The 19,474-nt window shown below is 35.0% G+C and carries 20 protein-coding genes and 5 pseudogenes; 16 read left to right on the top strand and 9 right to left on the bottom strand.

What is annotated here, in order from left to right:
* Positions 1-165: 165 nt before the first annotated feature.
* Positions 166-1,179 carry an IS30 family transposase gene (locus tag RHABOEDO_RS03345; protein WP_215216525.1) on the top strand — a complete coding sequence of 338 codons (1,014 nt, stop codon included), beginning with the start codon at positions 166-168 and terminating at the stop codon, positions 1,177-1,179.
* A gap of 161 nt (positions 1,180-1,340) precedes the next feature.
* On the opposite strand, the gene RHABOEDO_RS03340 is transcribed toward RHABOEDO_RS03345, so the two are convergent.
* Positions 1,341-1,811 carry an ISAs1 family transposase gene (locus RHABOEDO_RS03340; RefSeq protein WP_220017871.1) on the bottom strand — a complete coding sequence of 157 codons (471 nt, stop codon included), beginning with the start codon at positions 1,809-1,811 and terminating at the stop codon, positions 1,341-1,343.
* A gap of 189 nt (positions 1,812-2,000) precedes the next feature.
* On the opposite strand from RHABOEDO_RS03340, the gene RHABOEDO_RS03335 reads away from it, so the two are divergent.
* Positions 2,001-2,369: an IS630 transposase-related protein gene (locus tag RHABOEDO_RS03335; RefSeq protein WP_215216866.1), complete on the top strand. Its 369-nt coding sequence runs from the start codon at positions 2,001-2,003 to the stop codon at positions 2,367-2,369.
* A complete protein-coding gene (locus tag RHABOEDO_RS03330) occupies positions 2,321-2,860 on the top strand; it encodes an IS630 family transposase (RefSeq protein ID WP_320412794.1) in 540 nt (179 codons plus the stop codon). The genes RHABOEDO_RS03335 and RHABOEDO_RS03330 overlap by 49 nt, the downstream gene beginning before the upstream one ends.
* Positions 2,861-2,966: 106 nt before the next feature.
* On the opposite strand, the gene RHABOEDO_RS03325 is transcribed toward RHABOEDO_RS03330, so the two are convergent.
* The gene (locus RHABOEDO_RS03325; protein ID WP_220017767.1) at positions 2,967-3,152 is read right to left on the bottom strand and encodes a hypothetical protein; all 186 of its coding nucleotides are present in this window, start codon (positions 3,150-3,152) and stop codon (positions 2,967-2,969) included.
* A 23-nt stretch (positions 3,153-3,175) separates the two neighbouring features.
* On the opposite strand from RHABOEDO_RS03325, the pseudogene RHABOEDO_RS03320 reads away from it, so the two are divergent.
* The 3 genes and pseudogenes from RHABOEDO_RS03320 to RHABOEDO_RS03310 all read left to right on the top strand — a co-directional run.
* Positions 3,176-3,414 (top strand): annotated as a pseudogene (locus tag RHABOEDO_RS03320) (helix-turn-helix domain-containing protein); the annotation flags it as partial.
* A gap of 436 nt (positions 3,415-3,850) precedes the next feature.
* Positions 3,851-4,306: pseudogene (locus RHABOEDO_RS03315) on the top strand (integrase core domain-containing protein); the annotation flags it as partial.
* 285 nt (positions 4,307-4,591) lie between these two features.
* The gene (locus RHABOEDO_RS03310; RefSeq protein WP_220017632.1) at positions 4,592-5,626 is read left to right on the top strand and encodes an IS630 family transposase; all 1,035 of its coding nucleotides are present in this window, start codon (positions 4,592-4,594) and stop codon (positions 5,624-5,626) included.
* Positions 5,627-5,633: 7 nt separating this feature from the next.
* Here RHABOEDO_RS03310 and RHABOEDO_RS03305 read toward each other — a convergent pair whose 3' ends face one another.
* Complete coding sequence (locus tag RHABOEDO_RS03305; RefSeq protein WP_220017765.1) at positions 5,634-6,401, bottom strand: leucine-rich repeat domain-containing protein; 768 nt, start codon at positions 6,399-6,401, stop codon at positions 5,634-5,636.
* 471 nt (positions 6,402-6,872) lie between these two features.
* On the opposite strand from RHABOEDO_RS03305, the gene RHABOEDO_RS03300 reads away from it, so the two are divergent.
* The gene (locus RHABOEDO_RS03300; RefSeq protein WP_220017764.1) at positions 6,873-7,088 is read left to right on the top strand and encodes an IS630 transposase-related protein; all 216 of its coding nucleotides are present in this window, start codon (positions 6,873-6,875) and stop codon (positions 7,086-7,088) included.
* Positions 7,089-7,092: 4 nt separating this feature from the next.
* Here the strand turns inward: RHABOEDO_RS03300 and RHABOEDO_RS03295 are convergent.
* Together RHABOEDO_RS03295 and RHABOEDO_RS03285 are read right to left on the bottom strand one after the other, a co-directional pair.
* A pseudogene (locus RHABOEDO_RS03295) lies at positions 7,093-7,517 on the bottom strand (IS630 family transposase).
* A gap of 65 nt (positions 7,518-7,582) precedes the next feature.
* Positions 7,583-7,951: an IS630 transposase-related protein gene (locus tag RHABOEDO_RS03285; protein WP_215216866.1), complete on the bottom strand. Its 369-nt coding sequence runs from the start codon at positions 7,949-7,951 to the stop codon at positions 7,583-7,585.
* Positions 7,952-8,011: 60 nt separating this feature from the next.
* On the opposite strand from RHABOEDO_RS03285, the gene RHABOEDO_RS10710 reads away from it, so the two are divergent.
* From RHABOEDO_RS10710 to RHABOEDO_RS03265, 5 genes are all read left to right on the top strand, one after another.
* Complete coding sequence (locus RHABOEDO_RS10710) at positions 8,012-8,176, top strand: IS630 transposase-related protein (RefSeq protein WP_320412793.1); 165 nt, start codon at positions 8,012-8,014, stop codon at positions 8,174-8,176.
* A complete protein-coding gene (locus RHABOEDO_RS03280; protein WP_320412789.1) occupies positions 8,128-8,667 on the top strand; it encodes an IS630 family transposase in 540 nt (179 codons plus the stop codon). The genes RHABOEDO_RS10710 and RHABOEDO_RS03280 overlap by 49 nt, the downstream gene beginning before the upstream one ends.
* 237 nt (positions 8,668-8,904) lie before the next feature.
* Positions 8,905-11,772 (top strand): insulinase family protein, encoded by a 2,868-nt coding sequence (locus RHABOEDO_RS03275; protein ID WP_215216750.1) that lies wholly within the window; start codon positions 8,905-8,907, stop codon positions 11,770-11,772.
* A 96-nt stretch (positions 11,773-11,868) separates the two neighbouring features.
* The gene (locus RHABOEDO_RS03270; protein ID WP_220017761.1) at positions 11,869-12,492 is read left to right on the top strand and encodes a TVP38/TMEM64 family protein; all 624 of its coding nucleotides are present in this window, start codon (positions 11,869-11,871) and stop codon (positions 12,490-12,492) included.
* 165 nt (positions 12,493-12,657) lie between these two features.
* Positions 12,658-13,878 carry an Lpg1974 family pore-forming outer membrane protein gene (locus RHABOEDO_RS03265; RefSeq protein WP_215216752.1) on the top strand — a complete coding sequence of 407 codons (1,221 nt, stop codon included), beginning with the start codon at positions 12,658-12,660 and terminating at the stop codon, positions 13,876-13,878.
* Here the strand turns inward: RHABOEDO_RS03265 and RHABOEDO_RS03260 are convergent.
* The 4 genes from RHABOEDO_RS03260 to prfB all read right to left on the bottom strand — a co-directional run bounded on the left by RHABOEDO_RS03260 (position 13,875) and on the right by prfB (position 16,706).
* Positions 13,875-14,591 carry a YebC/PmpR family DNA-binding transcriptional regulator gene (locus tag RHABOEDO_RS03260; protein ID WP_215216753.1) on the bottom strand — a complete coding sequence of 239 codons (717 nt, stop codon included), beginning with the start codon at positions 14,589-14,591 and terminating at the stop codon, positions 13,875-13,877. The genes RHABOEDO_RS03265 and RHABOEDO_RS03260 overlap by 4 nt on opposite strands.
* A gap of 9 nt (positions 14,592-14,600) precedes the next feature.
* The gene (locus RHABOEDO_RS03255) at positions 14,601-15,113 is read right to left on the bottom strand and encodes a GNAT family N-acetyltransferase (protein WP_215216754.1); all 513 of its coding nucleotides are present in this window, start codon (positions 15,111-15,113) and stop codon (positions 14,601-14,603) included.
* Positions 15,110-15,526: a GNAT family N-acetyltransferase gene (locus RHABOEDO_RS03250; protein ID WP_220017760.1), complete on the bottom strand. Its 417-nt coding sequence runs from the start codon at positions 15,524-15,526 to the stop codon at positions 15,110-15,112. Before RHABOEDO_RS03250 ends, RHABOEDO_RS03255 begins: the two co-directional genes overlap by 4 nt.
* Positions 15,527-15,616: 90 nt before the next feature.
* A protein-coding gene (gene prfB, locus RHABOEDO_RS03245) for a peptide chain release factor 2 (protein WP_215216756.1) occupies positions 15,617-16,706 on the bottom strand; the annotation gives its coding sequence in 2 pieces (ribosomal slippage) (positions 15,617-16,636 and positions 16,638-16,706; 1,089 coding nt in all).
* 199 nt (positions 16,707-16,905) lie between these two features.
* On the opposite strand from prfB, the gene RHABOEDO_RS03240 reads away from it, so the two are divergent.
* The 4 genes and pseudogenes from RHABOEDO_RS03240 to RHABOEDO_RS03220 all read left to right on the top strand — a co-directional run bounded on the left by RHABOEDO_RS03240 (position 16,906) and on the right by RHABOEDO_RS03220 (position 19,404).
* Complete coding sequence (locus tag RHABOEDO_RS03240) at positions 16,906-17,493, top strand: hypothetical protein (protein WP_215216757.1); 588 nt, start codon at positions 16,906-16,908, stop codon at positions 17,491-17,493.
* A 47-nt stretch (positions 17,494-17,540) separates the two neighbouring features.
* Positions 17,541-18,516: pseudogene (locus RHABOEDO_RS11695) on the top strand (IS701 family transposase).
* A gap of 78 nt (positions 18,517-18,594) precedes the next feature.
* Positions 18,595-18,834: pseudogene (locus RHABOEDO_RS10705) on the top strand (IS5/IS1182 family transposase); the annotation flags it as partial.
* A 201-nt stretch (positions 18,835-19,035) separates the two neighbouring features.
* Positions 19,036-19,404, top strand: coding sequence for a hypothetical protein (locus RHABOEDO_RS03220; protein WP_215216761.1), 369 nt, complete (start codon positions 19,036-19,038; stop codon positions 19,402-19,404).
* Positions 19,405-19,474 lie beyond the last annotated feature (70 nt).

The following is a 19,474-nucleotide window of genomic DNA, read 5'->3' as shown; positions in this document are numbered from 1 at the left end:
AACCTTGGTTTTAATGAAAGCAGATAAATATTAGTAAATTATTTAAATTAATGACAGCTTTATTACAAAGACAAAAATTTAAAAAGTAATTTAAGAGTCTTTTCAAGTTTGAAGTGCACAGAAGAATTAAAAAAAGAATAGGCAGGCGATGAAAGAATCTCTATTGTGATTTTTAACAATCAAACACAAGGAGAGACCTTGCCTAAAGGCTACCATCACCTAACCTATGACCAAAGATGTCAGATTTATATTTTAAAAGCTAGAGGAGATACATCTAGCTCAATAGCAAACATTCTAAAAGTTCATCATAGCACTATTAGTAGGGAACTTAAGAGAAATAAAGGGCAACGAGGATACCGTCATCAGCAAGCTCAAGAAAAAGCATTTCTTAGAAAAAATTCTCAGCCCAATAAAAAAATGACTCCTCAAATAGTTACCCGTATTGAAGAAAAAATCAAGTTGCAATGGAGCCCTATACAAATATCCGGATGGCTTAAAAGACATGGTAAAGAACATGTTAGTCATGAGACCATCTATAATCATATCTGGAAAGATAAACGACAGGGAGGACAGCTTTATAGAGAGCTCCGTCATCGAGGGAAAAAATATAACAAGCAGAGAAAGGGAGCTTCTGGAAGAGGGAACATGCCTGGTCGTATAGATATTAAGCAACGGCCTTGTATTGTAGAAAAAAAGACTCGTTTAGGAGACTGGGAACTAGATACAGTCATAGGGGCAGGACATAAAGGCGTAATTGTATCAATGGTAGAAAGAACTTCCAAGCTAACTAAGCTCGCCAAAGTTTCTCATAAAACTGCAGAGGAAGTAAGTCAAGCGTTAATTGAACAACTTAAACCTATCAAAGATTTTGTACACACATTAACAGCAGACAACGGAAAAGAATTTGCCTATCACCAAATGGTTAGTTTCGAGCTAGAGACAGACTTCTACTTTGCAACGCCCTACCATTCTTGGGAAAGAGGCTTAAATGAGCATACAAACGGACTAGTTAGGCAATATTTTCCTAAAACACAAAGCTTTTTAGATACGACTTCCAAGGATATAGAAAGGGTGGAAACTTTACTAAATAACAGACCTAGAAAGGCTCTCAACTTCGAAACTCCACTAGAAGTGTTTACGAGATTATCTACAAACATGCTATGCTCGGGTGCACAATAGATGTTTTTTCAAGTATTTATATGTTCTTTTTTGTGCACTTCAAGGTTGAAAGGGCCAAGAATAACTGGTGTGTTGCATAACCCCGGCAGGGCACAGGACATTAAAAGAGTAATTTTAAAACCTTCTTTCGATATACAGGATCAGTAGCTGCTATCAATCTCTTATTTATTCTTCTTTCCGCACTTAAGGATTTTATCTTTGGTTAATGCTCCTAGAACAAGCTTTCTAATGCTTGCCAAATTTTGGACTCCAATTCTATCTCGGTAACGAAGTTTATCTTCTCGGAAGCTAACATCCAAGACCCAATGTAATGAATTTTCTATTCCCCAGTGACCGCGAACGACTTTTGCTAGAAGATGAGCCTCTCTTTTACAACTTGAAACATAGTATTCCATTTCTCTGCTTGTTTTTCCCTTCTCTGTTCGGGTACGTATCACCATTCCAACAGACAGCAACCCTTCCCACTCCTTTGCGCTGGGAAGTTTTGTAGCATCTAGAGAATAATATTTTCTTAATTCAATTCTTCCATGGGATTTTTCCATTGTCTCATAAGCATCATTATCAAAATCGCTATAGTTTTTTGTTTCAGCATTCTCAAATAAAGCTTTTATCTCTTCAAAAAGATTTGGGATTTCTTTTTACTGGAGGTACGTAGTCTGCACCCATATTTATGGTCTTCTTAGCAATTGCTTTTTGTATGATGCAACTTCCTCCACGACTTTCTCCCTCTCCATAGGTCTTTAACCCTGTTGTATAGTTATTTAAAATATTATTGATAAAGTTGTATATTTTTCTCCAACAAAATATATGGAGGTAGAGAAATGCCTAAACCTTATTCAATGGATCTAAGAAAACGAGTGCTTCAATACCTAGAAGAAAATAACGACAAAATGAAGGCCAGCCAGCTATTTCAAGTTGGGATTGCAACTGTCTACCGATGGGTAAAGCGTAAGAAACAAAGAGGAAACGTAGAACCTCTAAAAAAGAAAAGCACTTATAAGAAAATTGATGATCAGAGATTAATCGCTTATGTAGAAAAAAACCCCGATCATTTTTTATCAGAGATTGCAAAGCATTTTGGTTTGACTTTGCAAGCAATCTTTTACGCTTTGAAAAGACTCAAGATCACAAGAAAAAAAAGATTGCGTTTTATAAGGAAAGGAATGCGGAAGCAAGAGCGGAATATCTAAAAAAGATAGAAGCAATTTCTCCTGAAAAAAGGGTCTATTTGGATCAGAGCGGAATCAGTCAATATGTGCATAGGCAATATGCGAGGAGCGCGAGGGGAAAACAAATATTTGGAGGAATTTCAGGAAAACGATTTGGTAGACAGAGTGTAATTTCGGCACTACAAGGGAAGAAATTGCTGGCACCGATGTGTTTTGAAGGAACTTGCAATACGGATCTATTTAATGTATGGCTAAAACAGGAATTGATTCCAAATTTGACTCATGGCCAAGTTTTGATTCTCGATAACGCGAGCTTTCATAAATCAAAGACAACTAGAACATTGATAGAGGAAAGTGGATACAAAATGCTCTTTCTCCCGCCTTATTCACCGGACTTAAATCCTATCGAAAAATATTGGGCCAATATGAAAACGAAAATCCGAGAACTTTTACCTACTGTAGCTAATTTATCCGAAGCCTTAGATCAAGCTGTTTTATCAATGTCGATTTAAATAACTATATCAAGGACGATATCGGTCACCTCTTCTTTCCTCAGCAACTCTTCTGGTAACTTGAGCCCTTTCATCCGAAAGAAAAAGCCTTCGGTTTCCCGAAGGCTTAAAAAGAACTTAAAGCGGATAAAACACATCGCCTGGATAAGGCGAAACTAACCATTTGGTGATAGGCAAATTCTTTTCCATTGTCTGCTGTTAATGTGTAATAGACAAGACTTAAATTGACACTTAGTGGTAAATAGCAAAGAAAAACAGCGTTTGCAATTAAGGCATCATGCCTTAGTTGCAAAAGCAGAACCAAAGTGGTAATTTATGAATATAGCAACAGAGAGAAAAGTGATAAAAAATAAACTAGGCCTTTTAAAATTAGCAAAAACGCTAGGAAATGTATCTCAAGCATGTAAGCACATGGGATATTCAAGAGAAAGCTTTTATACATACAAAAGAGCTTTATGAAAAAGGCGGAGAAGCCACATTACAAGAAATCTCTAGAAGGAAACCCTGCCCTAAAAATAGAGTGGAAGAAAAAATAGAAACTAGCGTAGTTGCATTTGCTATACAGAAGATCAATTAAGAGCGCTTGAAAAAGCTAAAGAAGAAAAAAAAGCTCATGGAGAGATATAGTGATTCCGATTCAATCGTATATAGTAGTGCCAATTCAAAAGTCTAGCTTAATAAGTTTCAAGTCAATGACTTGAAACTTATTGTTAATCCTATATTTTTCTATGCGATTGAATCGGAACCACTATAGAAACACAACATCCAGGCTATCTTATTGCACAAGATACCTAATTATGTAGGCACTATTAAAGGTGTAGGAAGGATCTATCAGCAAACAGTGATTGATATACTAGTTTGATTTCAAATTAAGAGTTTTAATATATAAACATTTTTATAAAAAGAACAACCTCTTCTTGCAAGATAGAGCAACTTTTTCAAAAAAACCCATTTATGCAATTCTTAATTTGAAATCAAACTAGTATACCTTATAGTAAAGTTGCTTTTGCTAAGTTGTATGACAGAAAAAATGCACTAGTAGCAGCAGAAGTATTAAATGATAAAACAATACCCTGGTTTGAAGAACAAGAGTTAAGAGTGTTAAGAATACTTAACCTTAGAGGGATAGAGTACTGTGGGAGTCGGGAATACCATGAATATGAGCTTTATCTTACAATAGAAGATATTGAACATAATCGAACAAAGGCAAGGCATCCTCAAACCAACGGAATCTGTGAGAGGTTTCATCAGACGATTCAAAATGAATTTTATGCATCAGCATTTAGGCAAAAAGTTTATCATAGTCTAGAAGAACTGCAAATGGATGTGGATAAATGGGTAACAGAGTACAATGAAGAGCGAGTCCATTCTGGGAAATATTGTTATGGGAAGACACCATGGCAAACATTTCAGGATGCAAAGCATCTAGCACAAATGAAATGCTAGACACATTATACTAGTTTGGCTTCAAATTAAGAATTTGAACCATATAAAAATCTTTAAGCAAAGAACAATACCTTCTATGAAGGTGAAGAGATTTTTTTCAAAATACCAAGATATAATCCTTAATTTGAAATTAAACTAGTATACACCAAGTTGACACTGTCAGTGAAGTGCTGTCTGTCAACTCAAGTTCTGTCTAGAACACTTTTAATTTGAATATGAAGGGTATATAGTGGTTCCGATTCAATCGTATAGAAAAATATTTTGTTTTGTGTTAAGCTATTGAGTATGAAAAAACTGATCCCTAGCCAGAGAGCTGACTTAGAACACAAGTTAAAGCATCCAAAAGACTATTCTGAACGGAATAGGCTTTGTGTAATTTTGGGCTATGATGAGGGTATCTCAACAAAAAATCTTGCTAAAACACTCCGGATAAGCCCTATCACTGTTCAGAAATACCTCAGAGAATATGATTCCGAAAATAAAACTGGAAGTAGCCCTCGAGGCGGTAGCAAATCAAAACTTTCACAAGACCAAAAAGAGTCTCTACTAAAACACCTACATGAAAAGACCTATCTTAAAGTCAAAGGGATCATAGCTTATGTGCATGAGCAATATGGGATAAAATATTCCCGAAGTGGCATGACAGATTGGCTCATACAGCACGGATTTGTTTATAAACGTCCTAAAAAGATTCCTGGGAAATTAGCTCCTGAAAAACAACGAATTTTCATAGAACAATATAGGGCTTTAAAGGAGACCTTAAACCCTGATGAAGAGATCTATTTCATAGATGCTGTGCATCCTGAACATCAGTCCCAAGCCGTATGTGGATGGATCAAAAAAGGCGTTCAAAAGACTTTGCAGACATCCGGGAAACAATTGCGATTGCATTTTGCTGGAGCTCTTTGCCTGACAGGAATGAAGATTTTTACAGAGGAATATAAGACAGTTGATGCCGATGCAATGCTCGATTTTTTCAAGAAGCTAGAAAAACAGACAGAGGCTCGAATTATTCATGTAATTTTGGATAATGCAAGATCAAACAAAAATAAGAAACTAGAAGAGTTTCTGATGTCTTCTAGGATTAAAGTGCACTATCTCCCTCCTTATTCGCCGAATTTGAATCCTATTGAACGCTTGTGGAAGATCTTAAAGGAAAAGAAGGTATACAATCGATATTACGAAACGTCGGTGACTTTTTTTCAGGCAATTAGAGGATTCTTCTTAGAAGAGATACCGAAAATAACAGATATTTTGAAATGTAGGATAAACGACAAGTTTCAAGTCGTTGACTTAAATCCCATTAAGCTAGCCGTTTGAATCGGCACTAGTATATCCGAGGACCTGAGTAATTAGAATCCTGAGTTATATCTCTTAATTTTTCTAGAAAAGCCATGGATAAATTACATTCTGCTAGATTAATGGTACAGTGAGAAGAAAGATCTAGTATGCTCATAGGAATTCCAGATAAAGTTGCAGTGCGTTTAAGGTCTAACAAGGTCAACGCTTGTAGCTTCCCAAAGGATTTAGGTAAGGTTGTAAGTTTGTTACTGCTAAGGTCCAGCTTGTTCAACGCTTGTAGATTCCCAAAGGATTCAGGGAGGGCTGTAAGTTGGTTCTTGCAAAGAATCAGATCGGTCAACGCTTGTAGATTCCCAAAGGATTCAGGTAAGGTTGCAAGTTGGTTTTTTTTAAGGTACAGATTGGTCAACGCTTGTAGATTCCCAAAGGATTCAGGTAGGGCTGTAAGTTGGTTACTGCTAAGGTGCAGCTGGGTCAACGCTTGTAGGTTCCCAAAGGATTCAGGGAGGGCTGTAAGTTGATTATGCTCAAGGCTCAGATATTTTAACTGATTAAAACAAGGGTTATTAAAAATGTCAGGCAATGAGGTTAAATGTAGATTTTTTAAATCTAAAGTTTCTTTTTTTAGGAATAAATGGAGACATCTTTGAAATCCTGATAATCCAAGAAAGTCTCGAATTTTTTCCTGAGCTGTGATTCGATCTTCGCCTCTTGGAGCTGTTTCTACCCATGTCTTTAAAATGGTTTCAAATGAGCTTTTAGATAAATTTATATTTGGATTGACTTTATTCACTTTATTTGTGGTTTCTGTTGTGTTTTGACTCCAAACTTCTACTGTTTTTTTTGTAAAAAAATCAAAGGGTTTGCGACTTATTATAAGAAAAGGAAGAGTTGAAATAGTTAACGCAATCCAACCTATTGACTGAACAATTTTTAAATGAATTGTAAGAGCTTGCTGTATAAATGTATTAATTGAATTTATTAAAATATTAATCTTTATTTTGATGTTTTTGCTTAACTTACCAGATATTAAAATTAAGTCCTTTTTACACAATATTCTATAAATAGTGCAATCACAAATAATAGAAACTTAGGTAGTCATAAGAGCCTATTCGGAAAGAAACTCATGGACGCTTAAGGAAAAGTATTTTTAGGGTTGGATTTGAAAGACTAAAGAGGTGCTTATCTCATCCTTTATAGTTATTTAAAATATTATTGATAAAGTTGTATATTTTTCTCCAACAAAATATATGGAGGTAGAGAAATGCCTAAACCTTATTCAATGGATCTAAGAAAACGAGTGCTTCAATACCTAGAAGAAAATAACGACAAAATGAAGGCCAGCCAGCTATTTCAAGTTGGGATTGCAACTGTCTACCGATGGGTAAAGCGTAAGAAACAAAGAGGAAACGTAGAACCTCTAAAAAAGAAAAGCACTTATAAGAAAATTGATGATCAGAGATTAATCGCTTATGTATAGTTATTTAAATTGACATTGATAAAACAGCTTGATCTAAGGCTTCGGATAAATTAGCTACAGTAGGTAAAAGTTCTCGGATTTTCGTTTTCATATTGGCCCAATATTTTTCGATAGGATTTAAGTCCGGTGAATAAGGCGGGAGAAAGAGCATTTCGTATCCACTTTCCTCTATCAATGTTCTAGTTGTCTTTGATTTATGAAAGCTCGCGTTATCGAGAATCAAAACTTGGCCATGAGTCAAATTTGGAATCAATTCCTGTTTTAGCCATACATTAATAGATCCGTATTGCAAGTTCCTTCAAAACACATCGGTGCCAGCAATTTCTTCCCTTGTAGTGCCGAAATTACACTCTGTCTACCAAATCGTTTTCCTGAAATTCCTCCAAATATTTGTTTTCCCCTCGCGCTCCTCGCATATTGCCTATGCACATATTGACTGATTCCGCTCTGATCCAAATAGACCCTTTTTTCAGGAGAAATTGCTTCTATCTTTTTTAGATATTCCGCTCTTGCTTCCGCATTCCTTTCCTTATAAAACGCAATCTTTTTTTTCTTGTGATCTTGAGTCTTTTCAAAGCGTAAAAGATTGCTTGCAAAGTCAAACCAAAATGCTTTGCAATCTCTGATAAAAAATGATCGGGGTTTTTTTCTACATAAGCGATTAATCTCTGATCATCAATTTTCTTATAAGTGCTTTTCTTTTTTAGAGGTTCTACGTTTCCTCTTTGTTTCTTACGCTTTACCCATCGGTAGACAGTTGCAATCCCAACTTGAAATAGCTGGCTGGCCTTCATTTTGTCGTTATTTTCTTCTAGGTATTGAAGCACTCGTTTTCTTAGATCCATTGAATAAGGTTTAGGCATTTCTCTACCTCCATATATTTTGTTGGAGAAAAATATACAACTTTATCAATAATATTTTAAATAACTATAGAAAAAAACCCCGATCATTTTTTATCAGAGATTGCAAAGCATTTTGGTTTGACTTTGCAAGCAATCTTTTACGCTTTGAAAAGACTCAAGATCACAAGAAAAAAAAGATTGCGTTTTATAAGGAAAGGAATGCGGAAGCAAGAGCGGAATATCTAAAAAAGATAGAAGCAATTTCTCCTGAAAAAAGGGTCTATTTGGATCAGAGCGGAATCAGTCAATATGTGCATAGGCAATATGCGAGGAGCGCGAGGGGAAAACAAATATTTGGAGGAATTTCAGGAAAACGATTTGGTAGACAGAGTGTAATTTCGGCACTACAAGGGAAGAAATTGCTGGCACCGATGTGTTTTGAAGGAACTTGCAATACGGATCTATTTAATGTATGGCTAAAACAGGAATTGATTCCAAATTTGACTCATGGCCAAGTTTTGATTCTCGATAACGCGAGCTTTCATAAATCAAAGACAACTAGAACATTGATAGAGGAAAGTGGATACGAAATGCTCTTTCTCCCGCCTTATTCACCGGACTTAAATCCTATCGAAAAATATTGGGCCAATATGAAAACGAAAATCCGAGAACTTTTACCTACTGTAGCTAATTTATCCGAAGCCTTAGATCAAGCTGTTTTATCAATGTCGATTTAAATAACTATAGATAGATTAAAAGAGCTTTTAGAATACATGAAGCTCTTACGAAGAAATGAAATGCATTGTAGATATGTTTTGAGCAGGGTAGAAAAAAATTGTCCTGTACAGAGTTTATTACAAAGATAGAAATTAAAAGAATTAACTTGAGAATCCTCTTTTCTGACGTTTTCTCGACAAAAAAAGGATTTTAAATCAGAATGCAAGCCATAACATTTTTAAGATAAGGGTTGGATCATGAAATATTTTTTACCTTTAATTTGCTTGAGTGCTCCTTTATATGCAGTAGATCAACCCGCTCCTTCTTATACGATTATTCAGGATCAACACAAAGTCCCTATCCTTACTTCTTCTCTTGCTAAAAGAGAAACCGAAAAACTCATTCTAGAAAATGGATGTAAAGTTCTTCTTATTTCCGATAAAGAAACCCCTCAATCCAGCGCAGGTCTTTGTGTGGGATCTGGTTCTTGGGATGATGATCATCCAGGTATGGCACATTTTATAGAGCACATGTTATTTATGGGAACAGAAGCTTATCCAGATGAGTCTGAATACATGCAATTTATTAAAGATCATGGAGGCAAGGTAAATGCCTATACAGCCCCAGATCGAACGGTTTACATGTTTTCCATTCATAATGATGCTTATCCACAAGCAATTGATCGTCTCTCTCATTTTTTTATCGATCCTTTATTCTCCACAAGCTGTAGACAAAGAGAACTTAATGCCGTTGATAATGAACACGCTAAGAATATAGAGCATGATGGATGGCGCCAGCATATGATCTTAAAAGAGACGGGAAACCCAGATCATCCAAATTGCAAATTTTCTACGGGGAATAAGGATACTCTTTGTGAAATTTCTCAATCTGATTTAAAAAATTGGTACGCAAATCATTACAATGCAAATTGTATGTATTTGGTCATGATCTCTCCTTTACCTATTGCTGAAATGAGAGATTTAGTGGTTACAAAATTTTCGCCTATTACTAATGCACCTCATCAGAAAAAAAACCTTCCAAGTTCTCTATTCTCCGAGCAGCAAAAAGGAAGCATGATTTTTATTAAACCGGTTAAAAATTTAAAAACTCTTTCTTTATGCTGGGAGGTTCCAAGTGCATTTGCTACTAATATAGAAGAAAAAGCCCCGGAATTTATCGCTTATATTCTCAATAAAGAGGTAGAGGGAAGCTTATTTGCTAAATTAAAGAAGGAAAATATTGCGGAAAATTTCCATGTTAGCTGTGATCGTTTCAGCAAAGATAGCTTGCTTTTTTGTATCGATGTTTCTTTAACCGATTCTGGTCTTTTACAAATCGACAGCGCTATATCGTATATATTTACAGCTCTTGAGCGCTTAAGGGCAGAAAAATTACCCGAATATTTATTTCAAGAATTTAAAACCATGGCCACTGTAGATTATCAATATCAATCCAGGAAAGATGCCTTTGAAATGGCTTCGGAAATAGCCTCTGATATACTTTATGAGGATCTTAGCTCTTATCCGATTAAAACAAAGATTCCGACTGTATTTGCTCCTCAAGGAATTCTTAATTTCTTACATACACTAAAACCCTCCGAATGCACCTACTTTGTCATCGCAGATCCGAACAAAGTAGGAGTGGTCCCCGACCGAAAAGAAAAGTGGATGCAAGCAGAATACACAGTGATTCCAATCGATCAAAAGAAACTACAAGCCTGGCAAAAACTCGAAGTTCATCCTGAAATTAACCTACCAGGGCAAAATCCTTACTTACCTACTCAATTAACTCTGCAAAATACACCTTTGCAAGAAATTCCGACTTTGATTCATCAAGATGAAGGGTCTAAAGTATACTTTTTGTCAGATAACTATTATCGCACTCCAGAAACCGTATTTACTTTTCAACTCAAGTCGCCTCTTTTAGACCAAACTCCAAAGGCTCGAGTACTAACTGATTTATGGTCTTATGCTTTCCAGGATCTACTTGCTGATGATCTCTCCTTTGCTAAAGATGCAGGGATCCAAGTAGAACTAAAACTAAAACCTTTAGAAGTTATTCTCTACATTCAAGGACTTAGTGAAAAAACACCTCTACTCACTAAGAAAATTTTTCAAGCACTTAAACATGTTGTTTGCTCGCAAGAAAAATTCCAAATTTATACTAGCTCCTTAGCTGCTAATTATGAAAATGCTTCTAAAGAACTCCCTTTGCATCAAGCTTTAGAGCAAATGAGCGGGGTTATTTTTGATCAACCCACTAGTCAGCAAAAGCTACTCTCTTTACAAAAAACTAGTTTAAAAGATTTATGTGATTTTTCAGAAAAATTTAGCCAATGCCTTTATATGCAAGCTCTTTTATACGGAAACCTCAACCAAGGATTAGCAACAGAGCTTTGTAGAGAGCTACAGATAATTTTAGCAGCAAACCCCTATTCTCTTCAGAGCCAAGCTAAGGCTAAAGTTCTTCTTTTGTCCGATCTACATGGGCCTTATAAGCTTGTTTTCGAAACAAATAGACAAGGAGCAGCTGCTTTACTGCTTTTACAAGAAGGATCATTTAGTTTTGAGTCATGGGCTACTCAACAAATCCTAGGCCAAGCCTTAAAAAGCGCGTTTTTTGAAACATTGCGCACTAAACAACAAACAGCTTACATAGCTAAAGCCTGGGATGATGAAAAAGAAAAACAGCTTCTGCAATATTTTGCAGTGCAATCTAGTACACACACGCCCACTGATTTACTAGCGCGTTTTGAGTTGTTTTTAGAAGATTTTGGTAAAAATCTGCTTATGGAAATCTCATTAGAACGCTTTGAAAAGATCCGTGCCAGCTTAATTACCTCTCTTGCTATGAGACCAGAAAATATGCTTAATAAAGCAATAGAAACCGCTAAATTAGCTTTTTATTATCAAGATTTTGCATGGATAAATAAGCAAATAGATAGCCTAAAAGCTCTATCTTATAGCAACTTTTGTATAGCTGCTGAAAAGTTGATTTCTCGAAAGAACTCTCGTAGATTGGCTATTTTATTAGAAGGGGTTATGGATGATGATAAAAACTTTTGCTATGAGCTTACTTGTAAAGAAGATGTACAAGCTTTAGGCCAACTTACATCTATTAATTAAAGGTTTTTAGTGATTAGAAAATGGCTGCCTTTTTTGCCTATTTTACTCATTTTGTCCTTTGTCCTATATTTTTTCTTAACAGGAAAATACAAGGCATTGGATTTTAACCTCATCAAATCCCAACATGTCATCTGGGAGCAATATGTACAGGACTATCCCATTCTATCCGGGTTTTGTTTCATTTTGATCCATACAATCTCAGTAATACTGATTATTCCAGCCTCCACCTTATTAACGCTGATTGCTGGCTTTTTATTCCCGCTGCCATTGGCAATCGCCTATACTTGCTTTTCTGAAACGTTAGGAGCTATTATATTTTTTTTTATTATGCGCACTGCATTTTTTCAATTTTTTTCCCATAGAAAAAAGGCCTATTTCATCCATTTAAGAGAGTCTTTTTATCGCTATGAAATCAGCTACCTGCTTTTCTTGCGCTTTAGCCATATCCTACCTTTTTGGCTGATTAATCTACTTTCTGCTGTTTTTCGAGTAAATACCTATACTTTTATTTGGACAACTTGTGTGGGGGTCTTGCCTCTAATCATTGTTCTTGCACAGGCAGGAGGAGGCCTTTCTACTTTTTTTAGAAATGAAACCGACTTCTCTTTTGCAGCCATTTTTAATATACAAATTAAATTAAGCTTACTTGTTTTAGCGCTTCTTGCGCTTTTACCTATTTTATTAAAAAAGTATTTTCCTCATAAAAAAGTTTTAAAATAACTAAATCTCATTAATTTATATTTAATAAAATTCTAAAAATAAGCTAGTTAAATTACTAAACAATACAATCTAAAAAAAAATTAAACTCATAATTTCAATAAAAGTATTTACAAAATAATTTATTTATTTTACTTGTAAAATTAAGTTTAAACATTTGAGAAAATTATGAAATACCATACTAATTCAATATTCGGTTTAGGATTAAGCGTAGTTGCTTTAGTCTATCTTTTAGGATGCAAAACACATGAATCTAGTTTTTCTGTCTCAGATTTTTTAAATAAATGGGATAACAAAGGTCTATCTCTATTTAATAAAAAAGCTCCTCAAGATGTTTTTCTCTGTGCAGAACCAAGTAGTTTTAGAAAAAAGCCTTCTCATAAAGGACCTATATACACCGATTTTTGTGAACCTGCTTGCTGTGATAAAAAAAAAGTAAAAAGCTTTGATCATTGTATAGATGTTACTTCTTCTGCCAGAGGCTGTATAAAGACAACTGGACCTTATTTAGAAGCAGCTTATTTATACTGGCGTAGTTCTATTGAAGATTTAAGTGTTACTTCCAATATACAACAAAAAGGCCCCCTTCAAATTAAAGAAACAATTAAACAAATTGATTATAAATACGAAAGCGGATTTAAGCTAGGACTCGGATATAACCTATCTTATGACTATTGGGATATTTTTGCTAACTGGACCCGTTTACACACCCAACCGCATTCTTCTTGGAGTGCTACAAGTCAAACTTTAAATGCTTCTTTATTAGCACCTTTTGCAGGATCTGGTATAGTAGGATCTAATTCTGTCAATTCACGTTGGAGCTTACATTTCGATACTGTTGATTTAGAATTAGGTAGACGTTTGTTTCTTGGACGTAATCTTGCAATCCGCCCTTATGCAGGATTAAAAGGAGCTTGGGTAACATCTAGATTGAACACATCTTATCTAGGAGTCAATAACTCATTTTTTAATTCAGCTAATGTATCTCTAAAAAATAGAAATCAAGGTATAGGGCTTAGATTCGGGGCGCAGGGCAGATGGGATTTAGGGTATTCTAATTTTGCTATCCTAGCCAACATTGCTGGATCAGTTCTTTGGAATAATATTAAAACGACAAATAACACCGATGAGTTTCTTTCGAATGGTAGTTTAGCTTTGGGAGGAGGCAGCAAACACGCCCGTTATCACACTCTAAAACCTCTAGTAGAATGCTTTATAGGGTTAGACTGGGGCTCTTGTTTCTGCAAACAATACTACTTAGGGGTTTCAGCTGGTTATGAAATGCAGTTCTGGTGGGATTACAACACATTCTTTGTTGCCTCTAGAAATACCACTATGTATGGCTTAAAGCTTCATGGTTTAACCGCTACTATTACAATTGACTTCTAAGATAACTTCATGTTGTGATAAACAGCGTCTACATCATCTATTGCTTCTAGGTATTCGATCAAATCAAGATTTAACCTTTGGTTTTCCGAATTGCATTCTATATATGTTTTAGGAACCATTTGAAGCTGTGCTTCTTCGCAGATAAATCCTTGGTTTTCCAAGCTCTCTCTTACTTGAAATAATTGATCAGAGGCTGTTGTAATGATGCAAAAGCCTTCTTCTTGATCGAAATCTTCCGCTCCTGATTCTATCACAAGGTTAAAGAGCTCTTCTTCAGTGGCATTTTTTTTGCCCTGAATAATTCCTTTACGCTCAAAATTAAAAGCTACAGAGCCTGGATTTGCAATACTGCCTCCTTTTTTATTGGTGGCAATTCTCATTTCAGAAGCACTTCGATTTTTATTATCGGTCATAATTTCTACAATAATGCCTACACCTGCATATCCATATAATTCATAAGATATTTCAATATAGTCCGTTTGGGCAGCACTTGTAGCTTTCTTAATATTGCGCTCAATATTCTCATTAGGCAGGTTGGCACTACGTGCTTTGTGTAAAACCATTCGCAGTTTGGTATTTGCTTTAGGATCAGCTCCACCTTGTTTTACAGCGCTGATGATCTCTTTGGTTAAACGAGAAAAAAGCTTTCCTTTAATAACGTCTGCCTTTCCCTTACGATATTTTATATTTGCCCACTTGCTATGCCCTGCCATAATTCTCCTTTAGATCAATCTTTTTTGCATAAAAACTTTAGCAAGATATGTATTTTTTTCCTTAATAAATCTTTCTTGACGTCCAAATTCTACAAACCCCAATTTTGCATACATTTTGCGGGCAGGATTACCTTCGTAGACCTCTAGATGCAAAATATTAATTTTAAATTTCTCTTCCGCTAGCTCCATTAATTTTTCCATTAACAATTGCCCTATACCACATCCCCTTTTATCTTTTTGTATAATAATAGAAAAAACACAGGTATGCTTTAGCTTTTCATAAGCTTGTATATAAAGAATTGCCATTCCACAAGGCACGTTATTATGCTCTACAGTTATCCCTGAGCCAAAACGAGAGTGCTCAATCCAAATCCTGATAGCATCGGCCACTTCTGGCTGCGTAAGCATCGGGAACCAATGTAAGACCTCAGGGTCAGAGAGCCATTTGGTTAAATAGGGAGCATCCGAGCGATCCGTTAAACGAAAGCTCAGATTAGAAAGGGTTTTTTTTTGCCTGTTCATATCAATGAGATTCCAAATAAAAGGCGTGCATAGTATTGATCGTTTTCTTTAACGTAGTCTTTTTGGTCAGCAAATTGATAAAAATCGTATTTATGGAGTAGATGAATCAAAGGATTATCTTCCACTACTTCTGTATAAATCTCTTCTAATTTAAAATACACTTTTGCTAAATGTATGACGTTTTTTAATAAACTATTACCTACTCCTTTATTTTGATGAATAGGATCCACGATAATTTTAAATAAACAGTGGTGAGAAACCTTTTGATAAGGCATTAAAAATAAAGTAGCTATTCCACAAGGTGTTCCATTAAGTGTAGCGGTAAGACTTGCGCTATAACGACAAAACCCTAACCAACACTGCAATGTGTTATGTACTTCTTGTTCACTACTAACAGGAAGGAAATGTTGCAATTTAGGGTTCCTGAGCCAACCACGCAAATAGGCCTCATCTGTAATATGAGTATATCTAACATCTAATTCTTCTTCCATTTCTGCCATCGATTAACCAAATTCTTGAAGATATGCATTAATAAAGCCATCTATCTCTCCATCGAGCACAGCTTGCACATTGCCCACTTCATACTTTGTACGAGTATCTTTTACCAAAGTATAAGGTTGAAATATGTAATTACGGATTTGACTCCCAAAACCAATTTCTTTTTTTTCTCCTGAAATCTGTTCTAATTTTGCTTTTCTTTCTAAATATTCTTTTTCATATAATTTAGCCTTAAGCATCTTTAAACACGTTTCGCGGTTTTGCACTTGGCTTCTCTCTTTTTGACAACTCACTGTAATCCCTGCATATCGCATACGCACTGCGGAATCGGTTTTATTTACATGTTGTCCCCCTGCTCCTGAAGCGCGATAAGTCTCTATCTGTAGTTGATCTTCCTTGATCTCAACTTCGATTTTCTCATCAATCTCAGGAGTAATATCGACAGAAGCAAAACTGGTATGACGACGTGCATTACTATCAAAAGGAGAAATACGTACTAGTCGATGAACACCACGTTCTGCCTTAGCATAACCATAAGCAAATGAACCGGTAAGCCGAATAGTAATGCTCTTTAATCCAGCAACATCCCCATCTACAAAATCGAAAATTTCTGTTTTCCAACCTCTTTTACTCGCCCAACGTTGATACATGCGGGAGAGCATACTTACCCAATCGCAAGATTCTGTACCTCCTGCTCCAGCGTTGATTGTTAAAAAACAATTTTTTTTATCTAGCTCTCCAGATAGCATTTTACGAATTTCTAAATCAGAGAGTTGTTTATCAACTTCTTTAAGTTCTTGCTCTAACTCGTAAAAAAATTCTGGTTCGGCTTCTGGATCCACCTCATTGATCAGCTCATACACATTTTCGAAACGCTGTTTTACTTGCCAAGCAGGAACCATCCAAGTTTTTAAATCATGAATTTCAGAAATAATTTTTTGCGCTAGATTTTGATCATCCCAAAAATCTGGATCTTCCATTTTTTTTTCTAGAAGAGCGATTTTCTTTTCTTTTTCTTCTAGGTCAAAGATACCTCCACATATGTGCCAAACGATTTTGAATTCTTTTAATCACATTTTGTATAGATTCTTGCATAAACTCATCTCATCTCAAGTTTGATCCTTAAAGATGCCATAATTATGCAATTCGATCCCAGCGCATTTTTCAAAGAAGTGACTCATTTACATTTTTTCAAATTTAAAAATTTACAAAAAAATAAAAAATATTTATATAATCTATATTAAAAAATATTTTATTATTTTTTTTTACAACTTTTAAGAATTTCAGGAGATTTATGTCAACGCAACCAATCAATCATCTTCCCATAGAAACTCATATAAAACCTGTTACCTTATCCAAATTAGAGTGGGTAGACAGACAGATTTCCACATTTGGGAAAAGGGCATATTCTCAATTAATTAAAATTACCCATCTTTTTTATCAAACAGTCAAAACCCATCCGAAAAAAACCCTAGCTATCCTTGCTGGAACGACTGCTACTCTTGTGATCTATTATAAAGGAAAAACTCTATTAACTTCTCTAAAATCGTTCAATAAGAAACACAAAGAAAAAACTTTTCAACAAAAAATTAACATTCTTTCCAAGAATTTTTTTGAGGAATTAACAAAAATAGAAAAAAATATTCAAGATATTTCTAGGGTTCAAAAAACCATTCATGACTTTATAAATGCTGAGCAATTGCAAATTACAAATCAACACAGGTTTATTCTAAATGATTTAAAGAAGTTACCTGAAGAAAAAATTGCCCTGCTAGAAACAAATATAAAGAGTTTAGTAGCTTATAAGCAAAAAATTACAAAATTGATAACAGAAACCAATAAATACAAAACTCATTTTGTCTCAATTTTCCAATCCATTTAAGAGTTACGCAGTTGAATAAATTCTAAAAAGACTCCAATGTATTTAATATGAACCCAGCTAAATACAAAGAAGAAGATTACATCAATTTTTTAATTGCAACGAAAAAGGCATATAGCTGTACAGAGGCAGAACGAGTGCAACCGAATGAAAAGGTTTCACATGACACCATTTTGAGAATACTGCATAGACTGGAACCCTCATCAGAATCTTTATGGCAAGAATCTTCTCAATTTGTTAATATAAAGTATAAGGATGCTTTGGTGATTGATGATTCATCCCTAGATAAACCATACGCAAGTAAAATGGATTTAGTGTCTTATTAATGGTCGGGAAAAGTAGTATAAAGGAATCAACCTTGAAAAGTCTTATTCGGACAGAAAAAGAGAGTCTTATACCGCTTGATTATTGTATTTATGATAAGACAAAAATAGGTTTAACCAAGAACGATCATTTTCGCAAGATGATATTAAAGACTAAAGAAAGAAGCTTTTCTCCTGAATATGTGTTATTTGATTCCTGGTATGCTAGTTTGGAAAATTTGAAACAGGTAAGAAATCTAGAATGGTTATGGATGACGAAATTAACCCCAACTCGTTCATTAAATCCAGATAATCAAGGTGAACAGACCTATTCGTGAAGTGGAAATAAAAGAAAGCGTTCTTTAGCCCATTTAAAAGCTTATGGATGGATTAAAATATTTAAGATAGTTTCTAAAAAAGGATTAAGTACTGGGCAACAAATAACCTCAACATGAGCGAGTTACAGCGCTTAAGTTGTTCAGAAAAAGCTTGGAAAATTAAAGAATATCACAGAGGGATTAAACAATTTTGTGGGGTTGAACGCTGTCAAGCTAGGACTGGAAAAGCGCAAAAAAATCACATTCTTCTTTCTTTAAGAGCTTTTTTAAGAATAGAAAGATTTTGTTTTCGAAAAGGCATTACTTGGTTTGAAGCTAAATTGAGAATCGTTAGAGAAGCCGTTAGGACCTATTTAAAATATCCTAAATATTTGCTAACTGCGTAACTCCTAAACTCATCTTGCTCAATTTTCTAATCCATTTAACTTTTTATAAGATCCTGTTTAAAATCTTTTCAAAAGCGAGGATATTCTGGAGAAAGATTTGCAAAGAGTGTACAGGAAATATTAGAATATATAGTAGAAATAGCAAAAAGAAATGCACTTCATACTTTTACAGTCATTTCTAGAAGATGGATTGTAAAGCGTTCTTTTGCGTGGATAGAAAAATGTCGCAGGCTATGGAAAAATTGAGAAAGAAAACTACATACAAGCCTGAATATGGTGGTTCTAGCTTTTATTGATCTACTTTTGAAAAGATTTTAAACAGGCTCTAAGAGAAGTGGATTAAGAGCTGCTCTTTTTTAAACAACCAGGAATTTTTTTTCTATGCGTATAGAAATAATACCTCGAGTTTAAGATAGATTTATATTCTTAAGATGTCTTATAACTATTTTATGAATTGCAAGAAAAAAAATATAAACTAATTATTTTAATTATGCTCATTAAACATTAAGGAGATTAAAGATGGATTTAAAAATAGGAAGTTTCTTCAGTGCTGCCTGTACTGCTACTACAACTGTAGCATCAAGTGTTTATGGCTTTGGTAAAGATATACTTAGCAAGGGCTGTTCCGTATGTTCCTCTTTAACAGGCAAAGTGGGTCAAGTTGCAGGAAGATTTATCCCTACTGCGGTTTCTAACACAGTACAAGCATATCCAAAGACTTTTTCTTTTGTTACTGGTGTTGGAGTCACTGTTGCAGTTGGTAGTGTTGTTTGTCGGTTTTTCGCTAAAAGTGATGGGGCACATCCAAAAGATCCTGGCATTAATATGCATGAAACTAATGTAACTAGTGATGGGGACCTCTTGGTAAGTTCAGGGTATAAGGTTTAGATCTTCATTTAAGATAAATGGGCCTTAGGAAATTCTAAACTCTTATTTTAAGACTAGAGATGTCACATCT

Origin of the sequence: Candidatus Rhabdochlamydia oedothoracis, assembly GCF_019453995.1 — a bacterium.
In the GTDB taxonomy this organism is placed as follows: Bacteria; Chlamydiota; Chlamydiia; order Chlamydiales; family Rhabdochlamydiaceae; genus Rhabdochlamydia; species Rhabdochlamydia oedothoracis.
Note: the sequence above shows the minus strand (reverse complement) of the source record. Positions and strands in the feature narration are given on the sequence as shown.